The sequence below is a fragment of the Caballeronia choica genome, assembly GCF_001544535.1.
Taxonomy (GTDB): Bacteria; Pseudomonadota; Gammaproteobacteria; order Burkholderiales; family Burkholderiaceae; genus Caballeronia; species Caballeronia choica.
In genome coordinates, this window is sequence record NZ_FCON02000069.1 from 1 (window position 1) to 18,347 (window position 18,347).

At 64.3% G+C, this 18,347-nt stretch carries 14 protein-coding genes; 7 read left to right on the forward strand and 7 right to left on the reverse strand.

Annotated elements, in window-relative coordinates; translation table 11 throughout:
- Window positions 1-508: 508 nt before the first annotated feature.
- Entirely contained in the window at window positions 509-1,321 is an 813-nt protein-coding gene (pyrF, locus tag AWB68_RS25640; protein WP_087647148.1) for an orotidine-5'-phosphate decarboxylase, read from the forward strand.
- A gap of 177 nt (window positions 1,322-1,498) precedes the next feature.
- Here pyrF and AWB68_RS25645 read toward each other — a convergent pair whose 3' ends face one another.
- From AWB68_RS25645 to thiL, 4 genes are all read right to left on the reverse strand, one after another.
- Complete coding sequence (locus AWB68_RS25645) at window positions 1,499-4,828, reverse strand: DEAD/DEAH box helicase (RefSeq protein ID WP_087647149.1); 3,330 nt, start codon at window positions 4,826-4,828, stop codon at window positions 1,499-1,501.
- 114 nt (window positions 4,829-4,942) lie between these two features.
- Complete coding sequence (locus AWB68_RS25650) at window positions 4,943-5,443, reverse strand: CinA family protein (RefSeq protein WP_087647150.1); 501 nt, start codon at window positions 5,441-5,443, stop codon at window positions 4,943-4,945.
- Window positions 5,444-5,480: 37 nt separating this feature from the next.
- Window positions 5,481-6,014, reverse strand: coding sequence for a phosphatidylglycerophosphatase A family protein (locus tag AWB68_RS25655; protein ID WP_200828794.1), 534 nt, complete (start codon window positions 6,012-6,014; stop codon window positions 5,481-5,483).
- Entirely contained in the window at window positions 6,004-7,026 is a 1,023-nt protein-coding gene (gene thiL / locus AWB68_RS25660) for a thiamine-phosphate kinase (RefSeq protein WP_087647151.1), read from the reverse strand. Before thiL ends, AWB68_RS25655 begins: the two co-directional genes overlap by 11 nt.
- 259 nt (window positions 7,027-7,285) lie before the next feature.
- On the opposite strand from thiL, the gene AWB68_RS25670 reads away from it, so the two are divergent.
- From AWB68_RS25670 to AWB68_RS25680, 3 genes are all read left to right on the forward strand, one after another.
- Entirely contained in the window at window positions 7,286-9,580 is a 2,295-nt protein-coding gene (locus AWB68_RS25670; RefSeq protein WP_087647153.1) for an NADP-dependent malic enzyme, read from the forward strand.
- 425 nt (window positions 9,581-10,005) lie between these two features.
- On the forward strand, window positions 10,006-10,497 hold the full coding sequence (locus AWB68_RS25675) for a ribonuclease (RefSeq protein WP_087647154.1): 492 nt from the start codon (window positions 10,006-10,008) through the stop codon (window positions 10,495-10,497).
- 16 nt (window positions 10,498-10,513) lie between these two features.
- On the forward strand, window positions 10,514-11,086 hold the full coding sequence (locus AWB68_RS25680) for a barstar family protein (protein ID WP_087647176.1): 573 nt from the start codon (window positions 10,514-10,516) through the stop codon (window positions 11,084-11,086).
- A 74-nt stretch (window positions 11,087-11,160) separates the two neighbouring features.
- On the opposite strand, the gene AWB68_RS25685 is transcribed toward AWB68_RS25680, so the two are convergent.
- Together AWB68_RS25685 and AWB68_RS25690 are read right to left on the reverse strand one after the other, a co-directional pair.
- Window positions 11,161-11,898, reverse strand: a complete 738-nt coding sequence (locus AWB68_RS25685; protein WP_087647155.1) for a 16S rRNA (uracil(1498)-N(3))-methyltransferase — start codon at window positions 11,896-11,898, stop codon at window positions 11,161-11,163.
- A 124-nt stretch (window positions 11,899-12,022) separates the two neighbouring features.
- Window positions 12,023-12,436, reverse strand: coding sequence for a VOC family protein (locus AWB68_RS25690; RefSeq protein ID WP_087647177.1), 414 nt, complete (start codon window positions 12,434-12,436; stop codon window positions 12,023-12,025).
- Between the two features lie 416 nt (window positions 12,437-12,852).
- Between AWB68_RS25690 and tkt the strand changes: the two genes are divergently transcribed.
- Window positions 12,853-14,907, forward strand: a complete 2,055-nt coding sequence (gene tkt, locus AWB68_RS25695) for a transketolase (RefSeq protein WP_087647156.1) — start codon at window positions 12,853-12,855, stop codon at window positions 14,905-14,907.
- 63 nt (window positions 14,908-14,970) lie between these two features.
- Entirely contained in the window at window positions 14,971-15,981 is a 1,011-nt protein-coding gene (gene gap / locus AWB68_RS25700; RefSeq protein WP_087647157.1) for a type I glyceraldehyde-3-phosphate dehydrogenase, read from the forward strand.
- A 74-nt stretch (window positions 15,982-16,055) separates the two neighbouring features.
- On the opposite strand, the gene AWB68_RS25705 is transcribed toward gap, so the two are convergent.
- Window positions 16,056-16,754, reverse strand: coding sequence for a FadR/GntR family transcriptional regulator (locus tag AWB68_RS25705; protein WP_087647158.1), 699 nt, complete (start codon window positions 16,752-16,754; stop codon window positions 16,056-16,058).
- Between the two features lie 238 nt (window positions 16,755-16,992).
- Here AWB68_RS25705 and AWB68_RS25710 point away from each other — a divergent pair, with 238 nt between their 5' ends.
- Window positions 16,993-18,315: a C4-dicarboxylate transporter DctA gene (locus AWB68_RS25710; protein WP_087647159.1), complete on the forward strand. Its 1,323-nt coding sequence runs from the start codon at window positions 16,993-16,995 to the stop codon at window positions 18,313-18,315.
- Window positions 18,316-18,347 lie beyond the last annotated feature (32 nt).

Sequence of the window (18,347 nt, forward strand, 5' to 3'; positions counted from 1 at the left end):
TCCGCAAAAGACAGGATGTAAACAGATTTCTCCAAAAGTTAACAGCCCCCGACCGGATGATTGTCAACACGCCCTAGCGCGTGCCATGCTTCCCGATCCTTTTGTGACAGGTAAGAGACAATCATAAACCGAGCGTCAGTGAGTTGGCGCGCTCTACCTCGCGATCAGTTCGCGCGATTCGGACCCCTCGCTATCCCTGCGAACCGCGCGCGGGTTCTCGCCTCTGCTTGAATGACCGCTTCGGGCTTCAGTTGCGGCCAACGAAGGGGGGAACCTGAGGTCCGACCGGGTCGAACTCAAATCGTCAACGTTGCCTCCCGTCGCAATCAACCTGAGTGCACATCGAATTGTTTTAAAGCATGTATTCAGGTACGCAGCGACACCTCTCTCTACCTTGCAGAAAAAAGATGCCACTCGTTCCGAATGCCAAGCGCGTGGTTGAAAGAGCCAGCGGTCCTCCACAAGCTAAAATACCCCCACCCCCACCCCCACCCCCACCTCCCCGCACATGTCCTTCATCACCACCCTCACCACTGCCTGGACGCGCACCCAATCCCTTCTCTGCGTCGGCCTTGACCCCGAGCCATCCAAATTCCCCGCCGACCTAAAAAACCGTCCCGACGCCATCTTCGACTTCTGCCGCGCGATCGTCGACGCAACCGCCCCCTACGCCTCCTCATTCAAACCCCAGATCGCCTATTTCGCCGCCAACCGCGCCGAAGACCAACTCGAACAGCTAATCGCCCACATCCACGAGAAGCACCCCGGCTTGCCCGTAATCCTCGATGCGAAGCGCGGCGACATCGGCAGCACCGCCGAGCAGTACGCGCGCGAGGCCTTCGAGCGCTACCAGGCCGACGCCGTGACGGTCAACCCGTACATGGGATTCGATTCGATCGAGCCGTATCTCGCGCACAAGGGACGCGGCGTGATCGTGCTATGCCGCACGTCGAATCCGGGTGGCTCCGACCTGCAGTTTCTCGAAACCGACGGCCGCCCGCTCTACCACGTCGTCGCGCGCCTCGCGGCAGAAAAGTGGAACGCAAACGGCCAGTTAGGCCTAGTCGTCGGCGCGACGTTTCCGAGGGAAGTCGAAGTGGTGCGTGGAATCGTCGGCGACATGCCGCTGCTGATTCCGGGCGTCGGCGCGCAGGGCGGCGACGTCGAAGCGACGGTGCGCGCCGGCCGCACGCAAAACGGCACGGGCATGCTGATCAACTCGTCGCGGGCGATTCTCTACGCGGGCAAGGGCGACGACTTTGCAACCGCCTCGGCCGAAGTCGCGAAGAAAACGCGCGATACGATCAACCTGTACCGCTGAAATGGCGCCGTCAAAGGCGCGAATGCCGATCAGTCAAGCGAGGCGTAGCGGCTCAAACTGAGTCAGAACCAAAAGGCCGCTCCGGAGTCAATCGGAGCGGCCTTTTTTGCCTTAACCGCTAAAGGCGAAAAACGCCCTCAAAAAAGCGCCAACAAAAAGCGCCAACAAAAAACCCCATCACCCCCCCGGCATCGGCGCAAACAGCGCTTCCAGATCCGCAGGAGAAAACTTCGCCGCGCCGGCCGCATCGTCCGAGAGAATGCTTTCAGCAAGCGCCGCCTTCCGCCCCTGCATCGCGACGATCTTCTCCTCGATGCTCCCCGCCGCGATCAGCTTGTACACGAACACGGGCTTGTCCTGTCCAAGCCGATGCGCACGGTCCGTCGCCTGGTTCTCCGCAGCGGGATTCCACCACGGGTCGTAGTGGATCACCGTATCGGCGGCAGTCAGATTCAGCCCAACGCCCCCCGCCTTCAAACTGATCAAAAAGAGCGGCACCTTGCCGTCCTGAAAGCGCCGCACCGGCGTCCTGCGATCGGTCGTGTCGCCGGTCAGCATGACGTATGGAATCTCCACCTTGTCCAGCGCCGCAGCGATGATCGCGAGCATCCCCGTGAACTGCGAGAACACGAGCACGCGCCGGCCTTCCTCGATCAGTTCCGGCAGCATCTCCAGCAGCAGGTCCAGCTTCGCCGATTCCTCCACGCGCTTCGCCTGCTTCAGCTTGACGAGCGACGGATCGCAGCACACCTGCCGCAACTTCAAAAGCGCATCGAGCACGACGATGTGACTGCGCGCGAAGCCATGCGCGGACACCGCCGCGCGCACTTTCTCCTGCATCGCGGAGCGCACCGTTTCGTAGAGATCGCGCTGCGCGCCTTCGAGATCGACGGTACGCACGATCGTCGTCTTCGGCGGCAGTTCCTTCGCGACCTCATCCTTCTTCCGACGCAGCATGAACGGCCGAATCCGCCGCGCGAGCAATTCACGCCGCACGCTGTCGCCGTCCTTTTCGATCGGCGTGCGCCAGCGTTTCGTGAAGTCGCGCTGGGTGCCGAGGAACCCCGGCAGCAGGAAGTCGAACTGCGCCCACAATTCGCCGAGATGATTTTCGAGCGGCGTACCGGTCAGGCATAGTCGATGCCGCGCCTTCAGGCTGCGGATGCTCGCAGCCGCCTTGGTCGTCGCGTTCTTGACGTACTGCGCTTCGTCGAGGATCAGCAGGTGGTAGTCGTGCAACACGAGCGACTCGTGATCGCGCCACAGCAACGCGTACGTCGTCAGGATCAGGTCGTGCGCGCCGATCTGATCGAAGCGCTCGTGCCGCGCCGGGCCGTGCAGGTCGAGCACCTTCAGGCCCGGCGCGAACCTGCGCGCTTCTTCGCACCAGTTATGGACGAGCGTCGTCGGAAGGATGATCAGCGCGGGACGGTCGAGCCGGCCCGCTTCCTTTTCCGCGAGAATGTGCGCGAGCGTCTGCACGGTCTTGCCGAGCCCCATGTCGTCGGCGAGCACGCCGGAGAGGCCATGTTCGCGCAGGAACTGCATCCAGTTGAGGCCCTCGCGCTGATAGGTCCGCAGCTCGGCCTGCAGGCCGGCGGGCACGGCGATTTCGCGCGGGCCATGCGCGGATTGCAGGCGGCGCGCGAGGTCCACGACGGCCGTGTCGCCGTGAAACTGCCAGCGGTGCGTGTCCTCCAGCACGGCGAGCCGGCCGGCGTCGAGTGCGGGAATGCGCAGCGGTTCGCCGTCGCCCATCGAGCTGAAAAGGTCGATCAGCACGCGCACGACCGGCTTGAGCCGGTTCGCCAGCAGGCGCAAGCGCTCGCCGGCTTCGGTGCGCAGTTCGACGCCTTCGTCATCGGCGATCGAGTCGAGCTTGCCGCCGAGCCAGCGCCAGTCGCGCCGGAACAGATCGGCAAGCAGCGGCTCCAGGCGAAGCTTGCGCTCGCCCGCCGTGATGCCCATTTCGAGGTCGAACCAGCCGTCGCCGGTGTTGTGCGCTGCGCCTTCGATGTCGTCGATGTCGATCACGTTGAAGCGGAATTCGCGCGACATCGACACGCGCCAGCCGTCGCGGCGCAACTCCGGCAAGACGCCCGCGACGAAACTCTCCCACGCTTGCGGGTCGTTCAGGCCGCGCATCCCTTGGGGAAACGGCTGCGGCCCGTACACGCTTTGCAGCGAGATCGTTCGCAGACCGGTTTCCGCCAGTTGCGCCATGCGCTGATTTTCAATCGCGACATGGCGTTTGATTTCGAGCAGTTCATCGCCACGACGATGAAACAGCGTGCCGGAACCGTCGGCATCGACGCTCAGTCCGTCGTATTCGAAGCTCACCGTCGCGAAATCGAGCGATGTCGCGCGATGGTCGTATTTGCCGAACCGCGCGACATGCACCGGCAGCGTATCGAGTGTCAGCACGGGCACCGGTTCGGTGTCGATCACGCGGATCTCGCCGGTATCGCGCGAAGGAGGCAACGGCAATTCGGGCGCGAATTCGCGCAATGCAGCAGCGACGAGCGGCGCTTCCGCAAGCGAAATCGACGGCATCGAGAGATAGTCGGCGAGTTGCCGCGCGGGGATCGGCGATTCGATGAGGCCGGCTTCGTTCGTCTCGGCGTCGATGTACCAGCGCGGCTCGGTCGCGAGCACGGCGCTCGCGTTCGGACTTGCGCGCAGCACCGGGCGCAGGCGGTCGCGAGTCTCCGGTGACCAGTCGATCCGTCCCTCGCGGGGCGGCCCTTCGCGCAGTGCCTCGCCGACCTCGGGATGGCCGGCATGCTTGCCGAGACTGAGGCCGGAGAAGAAGCGACCGGTCGCCAGCAGCTTCGGGACGATGGCGGCACCGTTCGGGCCGCTCAGAACGAAGCTGCCGAGCGTGTCGTTCGGAATGCGGCCGGGCGTCAGGGCGCGCAGGATCGTCAGGTCGTCGTCGGAGACGAACTTGGCGGGATTCGCAAACGCCGTGTTGCTCGCGTTCCAGCGTTCGACATCGCGGATCGACCCGTCGACTGCGAGGCGCGTCTTGAATATGTGGAGCACGGGTTGCGTGCGGTCTTCCGTGGTGGCGAGCGCGTAAGCCAGTGCATACGTGGCCTGCGACTTCGACGCGCCCGGAATCGTGCTCGCGGGCCGGGCGGCGGCAACGCGCGCGCGGAACCGGTTCAGCCAATCCGCGACCTCGGGACGCAATTCGCCTGCCTTCTGCTGCTGCGGCGTCGCCAGATTCGCGAGCAGCAAGGCACCGATGTGCTTGCAGTGGAATCCGACCGGACACGAGCACACGCCGTGGAACGACACGCGTCCGCGTGCGACACTGAAATGCAGTTCCACCGCATAAGGCGCGCGTTGGGTGCCCTGCACGTAAGCGGTCAGCGTGTCGCCGACCCAGCGCATCGTCGATACCGCGCCGACATACCGGACCGCCTTGGCTACCGTTCTGGCGTCGAGCCATTTCGTGATCTGCGTTCGATCGTAGGGAAACGGTGTGGTTGAATCGTTCATTCCGGCAATTTCATTGAGTGCGTTGCGCGCGTGCTTGTCGAGTGCGTCTGAGGATCAGAGGCGCGCGCACAACCGGAACGCCGCCAGCACGCCGCATGTTGCGGCGCGCCCGGTCTAGCGTTCACGCCGCTCCAGCAGGTCCAGCAAGCCACGCAGCGCGTGCGCCGCGGCTTGCGCGCGAACCTGACCGCGATCGCCCTTGAAAAGCTGCGTCTCGACGGCGGTGTGCAGGCGGTTGCTCCACGCGAACGACACCGTTCCGACCGGCTTCGAATCGCTGCCGCCCGCCGGACCCGCGACGCCCGTGATCGCCACCGACACCTGCGCGCGGCTGTTGCGCAGCGCGCCTTCTGCCATCGCTTTCGCGACCGGCTCGCTCACGGCACCGTGCTGGTCGATGAGCGCCGCCGGCACGCCGATCATCTCCGTCTTCGCGAGATTCGAATACGTGACGAAGCCGCGCTCGAACCAGTTGCTGCTGCCCGAGATATCGGTGATCGCGGTCGCGACCATGCCGCCCGTGCACGATTCCGCCGTGGCGAGCATGAGCCGTTCGTCGCGCAGCTTGTTGCCGACGCGGATCGCAAGTTGATGAACGACGTTATCGGTAGCCATGATGAGGTTGTCTCGAAGGAGCAGGGAAACAGGAGCTTCAGGCGGTCATGCGCCAGAGCGCGATCACGAGCAGCGTAAAGAATGCAGCGACGAGGTCATCGAACATGATGCCGAAACCGCCTTTCAGGTGACGGTCGAAATAGCGGATCGGCGGCGGCTTCACCATGTCGAAGAAGCGGAACACGATGAACGCCCACAACTGTCCGGTGAACGTGACCGGCGTGACGAACAGCAGCACGAGCCAGAACGCGACGATCTCGTCCCACACGACCGGCGACGGATCGTCCACGCCCATCTTTGTCGCGGTGAAGCCGCAGAACCAGCAGCCCGCGACGAACCCCACGACGATCAGCGCGGCCCACTCGGCGACCGTCAGATGCGGATTGAACGCGACGAACGACGCCCACGCGAACAGCGTGCCGACCGTGCCCGGCGCGATCGGCGAGAGGCCGCTGCCGAAGCCGAGCGACAGGATATGCAACGGATGCGTCAGCATGAAGCGCGCGCTCGCCCTGCGCGATTTCTTCGGCGGAACGGGGGGATCGCTAGCGATCGTCGGGTCAGTCTGCATGAAAATGGTCGAAGCCTTGCAACGTCAGGGAAAGCGGCGCGCCCGCGCGGTCGCGCCAGGCGATGGATGGCGCGTCCGCCGGAGAATCGATGGGCTCGATTGTACCGATGCGTGTCACCGGCACGTTCTCCCGCTCGCCGATCCGCTCGACCGCTTCGCGCGCCCCGGCCGGCGCGGTGAAGCACAGTTCGTAGTCGTCGCCGCCGGCGAGGGCGCAGGCGCGGCGCGCTTCGGCGGGCAGCAGCGCGAGCGCGCGGGATATCGGGACCGCGTCTGCATCGACGACCGCCTGCGCGTTCGAGCGCTTCAGGATATGCATCAGGTCGCCGGCGAGGCCATCGGAGATGTCGAGCGCCGCGTGCGCCACGCCGCGCAGCGCGAGCCCGAGCGCGACACGCGGCTCGGGACGCTCCAGCGCGCGCTTCAGTTGCGCGGCGCAGGCGTCATCGGCCAGGGCCCATTCGCCGCGTAGCAGGCCGAGGCCCGCGCGCGCGTCGCCGAGCGTGCCGGACACCCAGATATCGTCGCCCGGTTTCGCCGCGTCGCGCCGCAGCGCGGCGTTCGGCGGCACGTCGCCGAATACGGTGATGCAGATGTTGAGCGGGCCGCTCGTCGTGTCGCCGCCGATCAGCTCGCAGCCGAAGCGTTCGGCGAGCGCGAACAGGCCATCGCTGAACGCGGCGAGCCAGCGTTCGTCGGCGCGCGGCAGGGCAAGCGCGAGCGTGAACGCGTGCGGCGCGGCGCCCATCGCGGCGAGATCGGACAAATTGACGGCAAGCGCCTTGTGGCCGAGCGCGTGCGGATCGACGTCGGCGAAGAAGTGGCGGCCTTCGACCAGCATGTCCGTCGATATCGCGAGTTGCTGGCCGGCCGGCGGGACGATCAGCGCGCAATCGTCGCCGATGCCGAGCGCCGCGCGCGGGACTTTCGCCGCCTCGTTCGGAAGCGGCGGCGTCGATGCACGGGCACGACGGGCGAAAAAACGCTCGATCAGGGAAAACTCGGAAAGCATCGTAAGCCCGGAAGGCAAATTAGGAATGGTGGAATGGACATCGGTGCGCGCAATCGCGTTTTTTTTCGGCCGGATAAAACGCGCTGGCCAGCCCATCAACGGCGCTGGCGCGCCGGACGCCTTGCGGGCCGGGCGCTTTCGGCTTGTTCCAGTCGCGGCAGTTGCACCCGAATTGCGCGGATTGCAACCCGAATCGGTGCCTGATTGGCGCTACAATGCGTTCGAACTTCTATTCTAATCTCGCCTGCCGGCCCGCCTCATGACGACATCCGCCAATACCAAATTGCGCGAAGCTGCGCTCGATTACCACGAATTTCCGACGCCCGGCAAGATTGCCATCGCGCCGACGAAACAGATGATCAACCAGCGCGACCTCGCGCTGGCGTACTCGCCAGGCGTCGCGTTCGCATGTGAAGCGATCGTCGAAGATCCGCTGAACGCCGCGCGCTTCACTGCGCGCAGCAACCTCGTCGGCGTCGTGACAAACGGCACGGCGGTGCTCGGCCTCGGCAATATCGGGCCGCTCGCCTCGAAGCCGGTGATGGAAGGCAAGGCGGTGCTGTTCAAGAAGTTCGCCGGCATCGACGTGTTCGACATCGAATTGAACGAGATGGACCCGCACAAGCTGGTCGACGTAATCGCCGCGCTCGAACCGACCTTCGGCGGCATCAATCTGGAAGACATCAAGGCGCCGGATTGCTTCATCGTCGAGCGGGAATGCCGCAAGCGCATGAAGATTCCCGTCTTCCACGACGACCAGCACGGCACGGCCATCGTCGTCGCGGCGGCGGTCACCAATGGTCTGAAGGTGGTGGGCAAGAGCATCGGCGAGGTGAAGCTCGTGGCGTCCGGTGCGGGTGCGGCGGCGCTCGCGTGTCTCGATCTGCTGGTCGATCTCGGCATGAAGCTCGAGAACATTTATGTGACGGATCTGGCGGGCGTGGTCTACAAGGGCCGCGTCGAACTGATGGACCCGGACAAGGAACGCTTCGCCCGCGAAACCGACGCGCGCACGCTCGGTGACGTGATGGAAGGGGCGGACGTGTTCCTCGGGCTATCGGCGGGTGGCGTGCTGAAGCCGGAGATGGTGAAGGGCATGGGCACGAAGCCGCTGATTCTCGCGCTCGCCAACCCGACGCCTGAAATCCTGCCGGAACTCGCGCTCGAAGTGCGCCCGGACGCCGTGCTCGCCACCGGCCGCACCGACTATCCGAATCAGGTCAACAACGTTCTCTGCTTCCCGTTCATCTTCCGCGGCGCGCTCGATGCGGGCGCGACCACGGTCACGCGCGAGATGGAAATCGCCGCTGTGAACGCGATCGCGGAACTGGCGCGTCAGGAACAAAGCGATATCGTCGCGACGGCTTATGGCATTCAGGATTTGTCGTTCGGTCCCGAGTACCTGATTCCGAAGCCGTTCGACCCGCGCCTGATCGTGAAGATCGCGCCGGCGGTTGCGAAGGCTGCGATGGATTCCGGCGTCGCGACCCGTCCGATCGAGGACATGGAAGCCTACGAGCAGCATCTCCAGCAGTTCGTCTACCACAGCGGCACGACGATGAAGCCGGTGTTCCAGCTCGCGCGCAGCGTCGAGCCGGAGAAGAAGCGCATCGTGTTCGCGGAAGGCGAGGAAGAGCGCGTGTTGCGCGCAGTGCAGATCGCCGTCGACGAGAAGATTGCGCGTCCGATCCTGATCGGCCGGCCGGCGGTCATCGAGCAGCGCCTGCACAAGTTCGGCCTGCGGCTCACGCCGGGCGTGGATTACACCGTCGTCGACACCGATCACGACGAGCGTTACCGCGATTTCTGGCAGGCGTATCACAAGATGATGGCGCGCAAGGGCATCAGCGCGCAGATGGCGAAACTGGAATTGCGCCGCCGCACGACGCTGATCGGCGCGATGCTGGTTCAGCGCGGCGAAGCGGACGGCATGATTTGCGGCACGGTATCCACCACGCATCGCCATTTGCATTTCATCGACCAGGTGATCGGGAAGAAGGAAGGCGCGACGGTCTACGCCGCGATGAACGCGCTGGTGTTGCCGGGCCGGCAGATTTTCCTCGTCGACACGCACGTGAACGTCGATCCGACGCCTGACCAGTTGTGCGAAATCACGATAATGGCGGCCGAGGAAGTGCGTCGCTTCGGCATCGAGCCGAAGATCGCGCTGCTGTCGCATTCGAATTTCGGCACGAGCAACGCGCCGAGCGCGCAGAAGATGCGTGATGTGCTCGCGCTCCTGAAGCAGCACGCGCCAGATCTCGACGTGGACGGCGAAATGCACGGCGACGTCGCGCTCGATGCGCGCCTGCGCAAAGAGGTGCTGCCGGAATCGACGCTCGAAGGCGACGCGAACCTGCTGATCCTGCCGAACATCGACGCGGCGAATATCTCGTACAACCTGCTCAAGACAGCAGCCGGAAACAACATCGCGATCGGGCCGATCCTGCTCGGCGCGGCGAAGCCGGTGCATGTGCTGACCGCTTCGGCGACGGTGCGACGTATCGTCAACATGACGGCGTTGCTGGTGGCGGACGCGTCGGCTACGCGCTGAACCCGTTGTTCTCTCGCGGCGGGGCTCGCAATGGGCCTCGCGCCGCTCGAATCATCCCTGCTCCCCAAAAAAAAAGAAGCGTGCCGGCAAGCCGGCACGCTCGAGGCATGCAAGGGGATTTGCGTCTCCTCCAAATCGCAAAGGCGACGGCTGAACGCCGCGAAGCTGGCGACAAGCGAGGCATACATGCCTCCAGACTTCTGAACCCTGCTGAAGCAAGATTGTTATCCTGCGAAAGATAAAAATCTCTCAGATTTAGGCTAAAAATCGCCTCGATGCACGCGATTTTTTCGTGCTGAAAGTGCCGCCGAAACGCGCGGAAAGCTTTCATTTCCCGACCGAACGTTGATTCCGGGTGTCATTAGCGATACCCTTACGTCTTTCATGGTCGTCAAAATTCGGGTTTATTGCGGGGACATTGCTAGGTGAAGCGCACGTGGTTTCATCGCTGCATTCTTGCGCTTTTCGTGGTCCTGAGCGGCTGTGGCAAAGGCGAGCATGGCCAGGACGCACATGAGGCGGCGGCCAGTGCGAGCGCCGTGGTCCAGCCCTCACAGTCGGCGAAATCGGCGAAATCGGCGGAAGCGGACGCATCCGGCAAGTCGGTGAGGCAGGAAGCAACGGACGGTCGCGACACGATCGCCGTCGCGCAATTGCCGAAGCAGGCCGCCGCAACGCTGCGGCTGATCGAAACCGGCGGGCCGTTCCCGTTCGAGAAGGACGGCGTCGTGTTCGGCAATCGCGAGCGTTTGCTTCCGCCGCATCCGCGCGGCTACTACCACGAATACACTGTCCCCACGCCGCGTGCCCGCGACCGCGGCGCGCGCCGGATCGTGTGTGGCGGACCTCGCCGGCAGATCGGCGACTGCTATTACTCCGACGACCATTACGCCAGTTTTAAACGCATTGCGGGATAACTTCGGGATGAAGGGCATGAGCGACAACATCTACGCGCACGGCAACGATGCGGCGGCTGATCTTTTCGCCACCGGCGATGGCAACCTGTTCCAGCGAGTACTTCGGCTCCGCACGACAACTGAACACGAACACGAGCACGGACCCGACGACGAACCGAACCCGGCGCTGCCATCAACGGACGAGGGGTCCATGAGTCTTTTCAGGACGGTGCGGCCGAACATCGTGCAGTCGATCCGCGCCTATCGCGTGCAGGAACTGGCCGACGAAGCGAACAAACTCGGCCAGCACTTTCTGTTTGCGTATTGCGGGCAGGCCCAGAGCAAGCAGGAAGTGCTCGAAACCATTGCCACGTCGTTCCTGTTTCCCAAGCACTTCGGCAAGAATTACGACGCGCTTTACGATTGCCTCACCGACCTCGTTCACAAGGCGGGTTCGCAGCCGGGCTTCGTGATCGTGCTCGAAGCGTTGCCGATCGCGCAGAAATTCGACAAGGAAGGACGCGAGACATTGCTCGACGTGTTCCGCGAGGCGTCAGAATTCTGGGCCGAGCGGCGCGTGGCGTTCCGGGTGTTTTATTCGTTTGCCTGAGCCGCGTTCGCGTTCTCGCGTTCTGCGGCAAGGTCGAGAAAAAGCCGGTCATCGCAAGATGACCGGCTTTTTCGTTACCAGCCGCCCCAGCGGGCGGCAAGCGCCGCCAGCACGGCGATTCCCGCGGTTTCGGTGCGCAACACGCGCGGCCCCAATCCCAGCGTCGCAAATCCCGCATCGACGATAGTTTTCTCCTCCGCAGGCGAAAATCCCGCTTCCGGGCCGATCAGCAGCGTGACCGGCGCCTCGGGCGGCGCGCCTGGCAGCGAGGCGAAGCCCACCTCGGCGCGCGGCGACAGCAACAGCCGCAGTTCGCCGTCGAGCGCGGGCGGCAGTTGACCGAGCCACGCGTCGAGATCGCGGGGCGGCGCGACGTCGGGAACCCGGTTGCGTCCGCATTGCTCGCACGCCGCGCGCACGAGCGCCTGCCAGTGCGCCTGACGCCTGAGCGCCCGCTCGCCGGCGAGCCGCACGACGCCGCGCTCCGCCGTCAGCGGGGCGATCGCGGCGACGCCGAGTTCCACCGCTTTCTCGACCAGCCAGTCCATTTTGTCCCCGCCCGCGACACCTTGTGCCAGCGTCAAGCGATATGGCGGTTCCGCTTCGCGATCGCTGTGCTGGTCGATGCGTGCGACGGCCGCGCGCTTCGCGATTTCGACGAGTTCCGCCTGGTATTCACCCCCGGCGCCGTCGAAGAGCGTGATCGCGTCGCCGGTTTGAAGGCGCAGGACGTGCACGTGACGCACGACGTCGTCGGGCAGCGGGAGGGTTTTGCCCGCAGCGAGCGGGCCGTCTACGAAGAAGCGTGGCATGTCGGTTGATCGCCGGCTCGCGGCCCGAAGGCGGCGCCGGCGGATAAGGTAAGGCTGCCATGAAAAAGAGCGCCAGGAGCGCGGATGGTGCGGACTGCGCCGAAAGCGGCCAGCGCGCTGCCGGCTAACCCAAATGCCGGGCAATCGCCCAACGGTAGCCGTCCGGGTCCTCGAACTGGGCGAAGCGGTCACCCCAGAACTGGTCCTGCGGCTCGATCAGCGGCTTGGCGCCGACCGCGAGCGCGCGGGCGAACGTGGCATCGACATCGTCGACATACAGATAGAACGACTGCGGCGCCATCAGGCCGGATGTCTTCGGCGTGCGCGCCTGCGAGCCGTATGCGCCCTCGGGCGCGAACATCAGGATCAACTGCCCGCGATACGTCATCTCGACGTGAATGATCGCGCCGTCGTCGTTGACGCTGTCGCGCACGACGAAGCCCAACGCCTGCTCGTAAAAGCCGGTGGCGACGCGTGCGTCGTGGACGGTCAGATAGGGCGTCAGCCAGGGTACGTCGGCCGGGCGGGGATCGGTCATCGAAAAGCTCCTTGCAGCTTGGGCCGTGAGTCGCATTGTGCCATGAAGGCTTGGTGGCAAAGGGTTGCAGGCCGGCGGCGCGGGTGGCCCGCCGGCAGGCGATTCGCGCTGCGCGAACGCACGCCGCAGCCTTTGCCAAGCTTCGATGCGCGCGTTCGCCAGACGTTCACCCCGTCGACAAAATGCACGGAGCGTGCCCGCGCCCGGCGACGCAAAGCGCGGCACCGCCGCCCGCTTCAAACGCGCCTGTCTGCTGCCTTTCGGACCGATGTCCACCAGACCTGTCTGATAGAATGACGGCCTTCCGATCCTCCTCGTTTCTCGTCGTTCCGGGGCCTGAAAGTGTCGTTCGCAGCCTGCCCGGCGCGTCATCCGGAAACACCGCGGATCATTTCAGGACTTACCCCGAAACCCACATGACGACCCCGACCTCCAGCCAAACCGCCCTGATGGCCAACGCGATTCGCGCGCTGTCGATGGATGCCGTCCAACAAGCCAACTCCGGTCACCCCGGCATGCCGATGGGCATGGCGGAAATCGGCGTCGCGCTGTGGTCGCGCCACCTGAAGCACAATCCGGTGAACCCGCACTGGGCCGACCGCGACCGCTTCGTGTTGTCGAACGGGCATGGCTCGATGCTGCTGTATTCGCTGCTGCACCTGACCGGCTACGATCTGCCGATCTCGGAATTGAAGAACTTCCGCCAGTTGCATTCGAAGACGCCGGGCCACCCGGAAGTCGGCATGACGGCGGGCGTCGAGACAACCACCGGCCCGCTCGGCCAGGGGCTGGGGAACGCGGTCGGCATGGCGCTCGCGGAGGCGCTGCTCGCCGCCGAATTCAACAAGGACGGCGCGTCGATCGTCGATCACCACACCTACGTGTTCCTCGGCGACGGCTGCCTGATGGAAGGAATTTCGCACGAAGCCTGCTCGTTCGCCGGCACGCTGAAGCTGAACAAGCTGATCGCGCTCTACGACGACAACGGCATTTCGATCGACGGCCACGTCGAACACTGGTTCCACGACGACACCCCGAAGCGCTTCGAAGCCTATGGCTGGAACGTGATCCGCGCGGTGGACGGCCACGATGTCAACGCGGTCGACGCGGCCATCGCGCAGGCGAAGAAGTCGGACAAACCGACGCTGATCTGCTGCCGCACGGTGATCGGCAAGGGCGCACCGACCAAGGCGGGCGGCCACGACGCGCACGGCGCGCCGCTTGGGGCCAAGGAAATCGCCGACACGCGCGCGGCGATCGGCTGGTCGTACGAGCCGTTCGTGATTCCGCAAGAAGTCTACGCGGCGTGGGACGCGAAGGAGCAGGGCGCGCGCGCCGAAGCCGACTGGAACAAGGCGTTCGACGCCTACCGCGCGAAGCATCCGGAGCAAGCCGCCGAATTCGTGCGCCGCATGAACGGTGAACTGCCGGCGAGCTGGGCCGAGGACGCGAAGAAGATCATCGAGGGCGCGAATGCGCGCGCCGAGACGGTCGCGACGCGCAAGGCGTCGCAGCAGGCGCTCGACGGGCTAGCCGCCGCGTTGCCGGAACTGCTGGGCGGTTCCGCCGACCTCACCGGCTCCAATCTGACCAACTGGAAGGCATCGAAGCCGGTGCGTGCAGCCGGCGACGCGGAGAACGCCAACCCGGGTGGCACCGGCATCCAGTGGGGCAACCACATCAACTACGGCGTGCGCGAATTCGGCATGAGCGCCGCGATCAACGGCATTGCGCTGCACGGCGGCTATCGCCCGTTCGGCGGCACGTTCCTGACGTTCTCGGACTACAGCCGCAACGCGCTGCGCGTCGCCGCGCTGATGAAGTCGCGTTCGATCTTCGTGTTCACGCACGATTCGATCGGCCTCGGCGAAGACGGCCCGACGCACCAGTCGGTCGAACACGTGTCGAGCCTGCGCCTGATTCCGCAATTGCAGACGTGGCGCCCGGCCGATACGGTTGAGACGGCTGTGGCCTGGACGCATGCAATCGGGCACCAAGGCCCGTCGGCGCTCATTTTCAGCCGCCAGAACCTGCAGTTCTCGCCGCGCAACGACGTGCAGATCGCGAACATCGCGAAGGGCGGCTACGTGCTGCGCGACTGGAACGACGACATCCCGGCGCGCAAGATCATCCTGATCGCGACCGGCTCGGAAGTGCAACTGGCGGTGGAAGCCGTCGACAAGCTCGCGCAGGAAGGCATCGGCGCGCGCGTGGTGTCGATGCCGTCGACCAACGTGTTCGACCGCCAGGACGCCGAATATCGCGAGCGCGTGTTGCCGAAGGGCGTCGTGCGCGTCGCGATCGAAGCGGGCGTGACGGATTTCTGGCGCAAGTATGTGGGTCTCGAAGGTGGCGTGGTCGGCATCGATTCGTTCGGCGAATCCGCGCCGGCCGGCGCGCTCTTCAAGCATTTCGGCTTTACCGTCGAGCATGTCGTGGAGACGGCCAAGGCCGTGCTCGCCGGCGCATAAGCTCAGCGGAACTCGAGCGCGTCGACGAACTGGACGTATTTTTTCAAGCCAAGGAGAAACACCATGACGATTCGCGTTGCAATCAACGGCTACGGCCGGATCGGCCGCAACACGTTGCGCGCCCTCTATGAAAACGGCAAGAAGCACGACATCGAGATCGTCGCGATCAACGATCTCGGCGACGCCAAGACGAACGCGCACCTGACGCAGTACGACACGGCGCACGGCAAGTTCCCGGGCGAAGTGAAGGTGGATGGCGATTACCTCGTCGTCAACGGCGACCGGATCCGCGTGCTGGCGAACCGCAACCCGGCCGAACTGCCGTGGGGCGACCTGAACGTCGACGTGGTGATGGAGTGCACCGGCTTCTTCACGACGAAGGAAAAGGCGAGCGCGCACATCAAGGGCGGCGCGAAGAAGGTGATCATCTCGGCGCCGGGCGGCAAGGACGTCGACGCGACCATCGTCTACGGCGTGAACCACCACGTGCTGAAGGCGTCCGACACGGTTATCTCGAACGCGTCGTGCACGACGAACTGCCTGGCACCGCTTGTCAAGCCGCTGAACGACAAGATCGGCCTGGTGAACGGCCTGATGACGACGATCCACGCATACACGAACGACCAGGTCCTGACCGACGTGTATCACGAGGACCTGCGCCGCGCGCGCTCGGCCACGCACAGCCAGATCCCGACCAAGACGGGCGCGGCGTCGGCGGTCGGTCTGGTGCTGCCGGAGCTGAACGGCAAACTCGACGGTTACGCGATCCGCGTGCCGACGATCAACGTGTCGGTGGTCGACCTCTCGTTCATCGCCGCGCGCGACACGACGGTCGATGAAGTCAACCAGATCATGAAGGAAGCATCGGAAGGGGCGTTGAAGGGCATTCTCGGCTACAACGATGCGCCGCTCGTGTCGATCGACTTCAACCACAACCCGGCATCGTCGACGTTCGACGCGACGCTGACCAAGGTGTCGGGCCGGCTGGTCAAGGTGTCGAGCTGGTACGACAACGAGTGGGGCTTCTCGAACCGCATGCTCGATACGGCCGTGGCGCTGGCAAACGCGAAGTAAGTTCCGTCGCGGTTGTTCGCACGCTGACGCAAAAGCCGCTCTTTGGAGCGGCTTTTGTGCTTTTCAAACCTCGATCAAGCCTTGATCGTCGGCAGCGGAAAATGCACGCCTGCGCGCTGCGCGGCGTTCACGATGTGCGCTTCGATCGCGCGGCCCGCGTTCTCGCCGTCGCGCGCCTTGAGCGCTTCAACAATCGCCGAATGCTCGTGGAACGTCGAAAGCACGAGTTCCCGCCGATAAAACGGCAGCCGCTGGCTTTCCTTCATGATGTCGGCGCTGCCGCGCAGGATCGATTCGATTGCGGCGTTCCCCGCCAGACTCACGATGCGCATATGGAACGCGAAGTCGAGTTGCGCGGCTTCTTCCAGTTCTGCGCTGATCAGCGCGCCCTGCAGCGAGTCGAGGTTGTCCTGCAGCCAGTCGATATCGCCATCGCCGATCGAATGCGCCGCCAGCCGCGCGACAAACCCTTCCAGCGCGAAACGCATCTGGTACGTATCCGGCAGCGACGCCTGATCCGCGAAACGCCACGCGTGCGAACTGCTCGCCTGCGCACTCTTCACATACACGCCCTTGCCCGGACGGATGTGCAGCATGCCAAGCGCTTCCAATGTGGAAAGCGCCTCGCGCAGCGATGCCCGGCTGATCGCGAGTTCCTCTGACAATTGCCGCTGCGCCGGCAAAAGGCTTCCCACCGGGTAGGCGCTGGATTCGATGCGCTCTCGAATGGTCGCGATGGCGGCGTCGGTGACAGTGTGCGGGACGTTTTTCATAGGAAGAATCGGGATAGTCCGGTCTGACCGCCATTGTATGCGCAGCGTTGCCGGAAGTCCCACAAGCATTTTTACCTATCGTCGCAAGCGCTTGATATCGCGGGTAAACCGGTACCGCTCAATCCTTGACGAGACTATATCGATTTTCTACTATTCGTCATCACAGCACTGGTCGGACCAGTCGGAACAGTTGCTGAATTGATCCCGTGACAGAAGATTTGACGACGAGGAGACGGTCGTGTCGAGATTCCTGAATTCGCTGTTTGGCAGGGTAATGATTGCGCTGGTGATAGGCGTTGTGGTCGGGGCGCTATTTCCCCATTTCGGCCAGTCGCTAAGGCCGCTCGGGGACGGTTTCCTCAAGCTCATCAAGATGGTGATCGGGCCGATCGTGTTCTGCGTCGTCGTGAGCGGGATGGCGAGCGCCGGCGATCTGAAGAAGGTCGGGCGTGTCGGCCTGAAGTCGGTCATCTACTTTGAAATCATGACGACGCTGGCGCTCATCATCGGCGCCATTCTCGCGTGGGTCACGCGTCCGGGCGCCGGCATGAACATCGACCTGCATACGCTCGATGCCGCCTCGCTCACCACCTACACGGAGCACGCGAAGAGCCTGAAGGACACGGCCGGCTTCCTGATGAAGATCATCCCCGATACCGCGATGGACGCCTTCGCCAAGGGCGACATCCTCCAGGTGCTCGTGTTCTCGGTGCTGTTCGGCGCGGCGCTGTCGCTGCTCGGCGAGAAGGGGCAGCGCGTGACCGGCCTGATCGATGAACTGTCGCATGTGTTCTTCCGCATCATGTCGTTCATCATCAAGCTCGCGCCGCTCGGCGTGCTCGGCGCGATCGCGTTCACGACCGGCCAGTACGGCGTCGAGTCGCTCAAGCAGCTCGGCATGCTCGTGATCGTGTTCTACGCAAGCTGCTTCCTGTTCGTGTTCGTCGTGCTCGGCATCGTGATGCGGCTCGCGGGCTTCAGCATCTTCAAGCTGGTGCGGTATCTGCGCGAAGAACTGTCGATCGTGCTGGGCACCGCTTCGTCGGACGCCGTGCTGCCGCAGATCATGCGCAAGCTCGAATGGATGGGCATTAAGGATTCGACCGTCGGCCTCGTGATCCCGACCGGCTACTCGTTCAACCTCGACGGCTTTTCGATCTACCTGACGCTCGCCGTCATCTTCATCGCGCAGGCGACCAACACGCCGCTTTCGCTGCATGACCTGATCGTCGTCGTGCTGGTGTCGCTCGTGACCTCGAAGGGCGCGCACGGCATCCCCGGTTCCGCGATCGTGATCCTTGCCGCGACGCTTTCCGCGATTCCCGCTATTCCCGTGCTCGGCCTCGTGCTGATCCTGCCGGTCGACTGGTTCGTCGGCATCGCCCGCGCCGTGACGAACCTGATCGGCAACTGCGTGGCAACGGTGATCGTGGCCGTCTGGGAGAAGGACATCGACCGGGCGCGTGCTCATCGCGTGCTCAATCAGGACGCCGACTTCCTGTTCGTGCCGGCGGCAGTCGAATCGAACGCGAACGTCCACGAAACCGCGCACGCGCTTTAAGCCAACCCTCACAACCCATCAAGGAACCGATC

Bases quoted from the DNA above. Each gene is read 5' to 3' on its own strand.
- AWB68_RS25685 (WP_087647155.1), bottom strand. From the start codon at position 11,898: ATGCCACGCTTCTTCGTAGACGGCCCGCTCGCTGCGGGCAAAACCCTC.
- tkt (WP_087647156.1), top strand. From the start codon at position 12,853: ATGACGACCCCGACCTCCAGCCAAACCGCCCTGATGGCCAACGCGATT.
- AWB68_RS25650 (WP_087647150.1), bottom strand. From the start codon at position 5,443: ATGGCTACCGATAACGTCGTTCATCAACTTGCGATCCGCGTCGGCAAC.
- AWB68_RS25655 (WP_200828794.1), bottom strand. From the start codon at position 6,014: ATGCAGACTGACCCGACGATCGCTAGCGATCCCCCCGTTCCGCCGAAG.
- AWB68_RS25645 (WP_087647149.1), bottom strand. From the start codon at position 4,828: ATGAACGATTCAACCACACCGTTTCCCTACGATCGAACGCAGATCACG.
- AWB68_RS25690 (WP_087647177.1), bottom strand. From the start codon at position 12,436: ATGACCGATCCCCGCCCGGCCGACGTACCCTGGCTGACGCCCTATCTG.
- AWB68_RS25705 (WP_087647158.1), bottom strand. From the start codon at position 16,754: ATGAAAAACGTCCCGCACACTGTCACCGACGCCGCCATCGCGACCATT.
- gap (WP_087647157.1), top strand. From the start codon at position 14,971: ATGACGATTCGCGTTGCAATCAACGGCTACGGCCGGATCGGCCGCAAC.
- AWB68_RS25670 (WP_087647153.1), top strand. From the start codon at position 7,286: ATGACGACATCCGCCAATACCAAATTGCGCGAAGCTGCGCTCGATTAC.
- thiL (WP_087647151.1), bottom strand. From the start codon at position 7,026: ATGCTTTCCGAGTTTTCCCTGATCGAGCGTTTTTTCGCCCGTCGTGCC.
- pyrF (WP_087647148.1), top strand. From the start codon at position 509: ATGTCCTTCATCACCACCCTCACCACTGCCTGGACGCGCACCCAATCC.
- AWB68_RS25680 (WP_087647176.1), top strand. From the start codon at position 10,514: ATGAGCGACAACATCTACGCGCACGGCAACGATGCGGCGGCTGATCTT.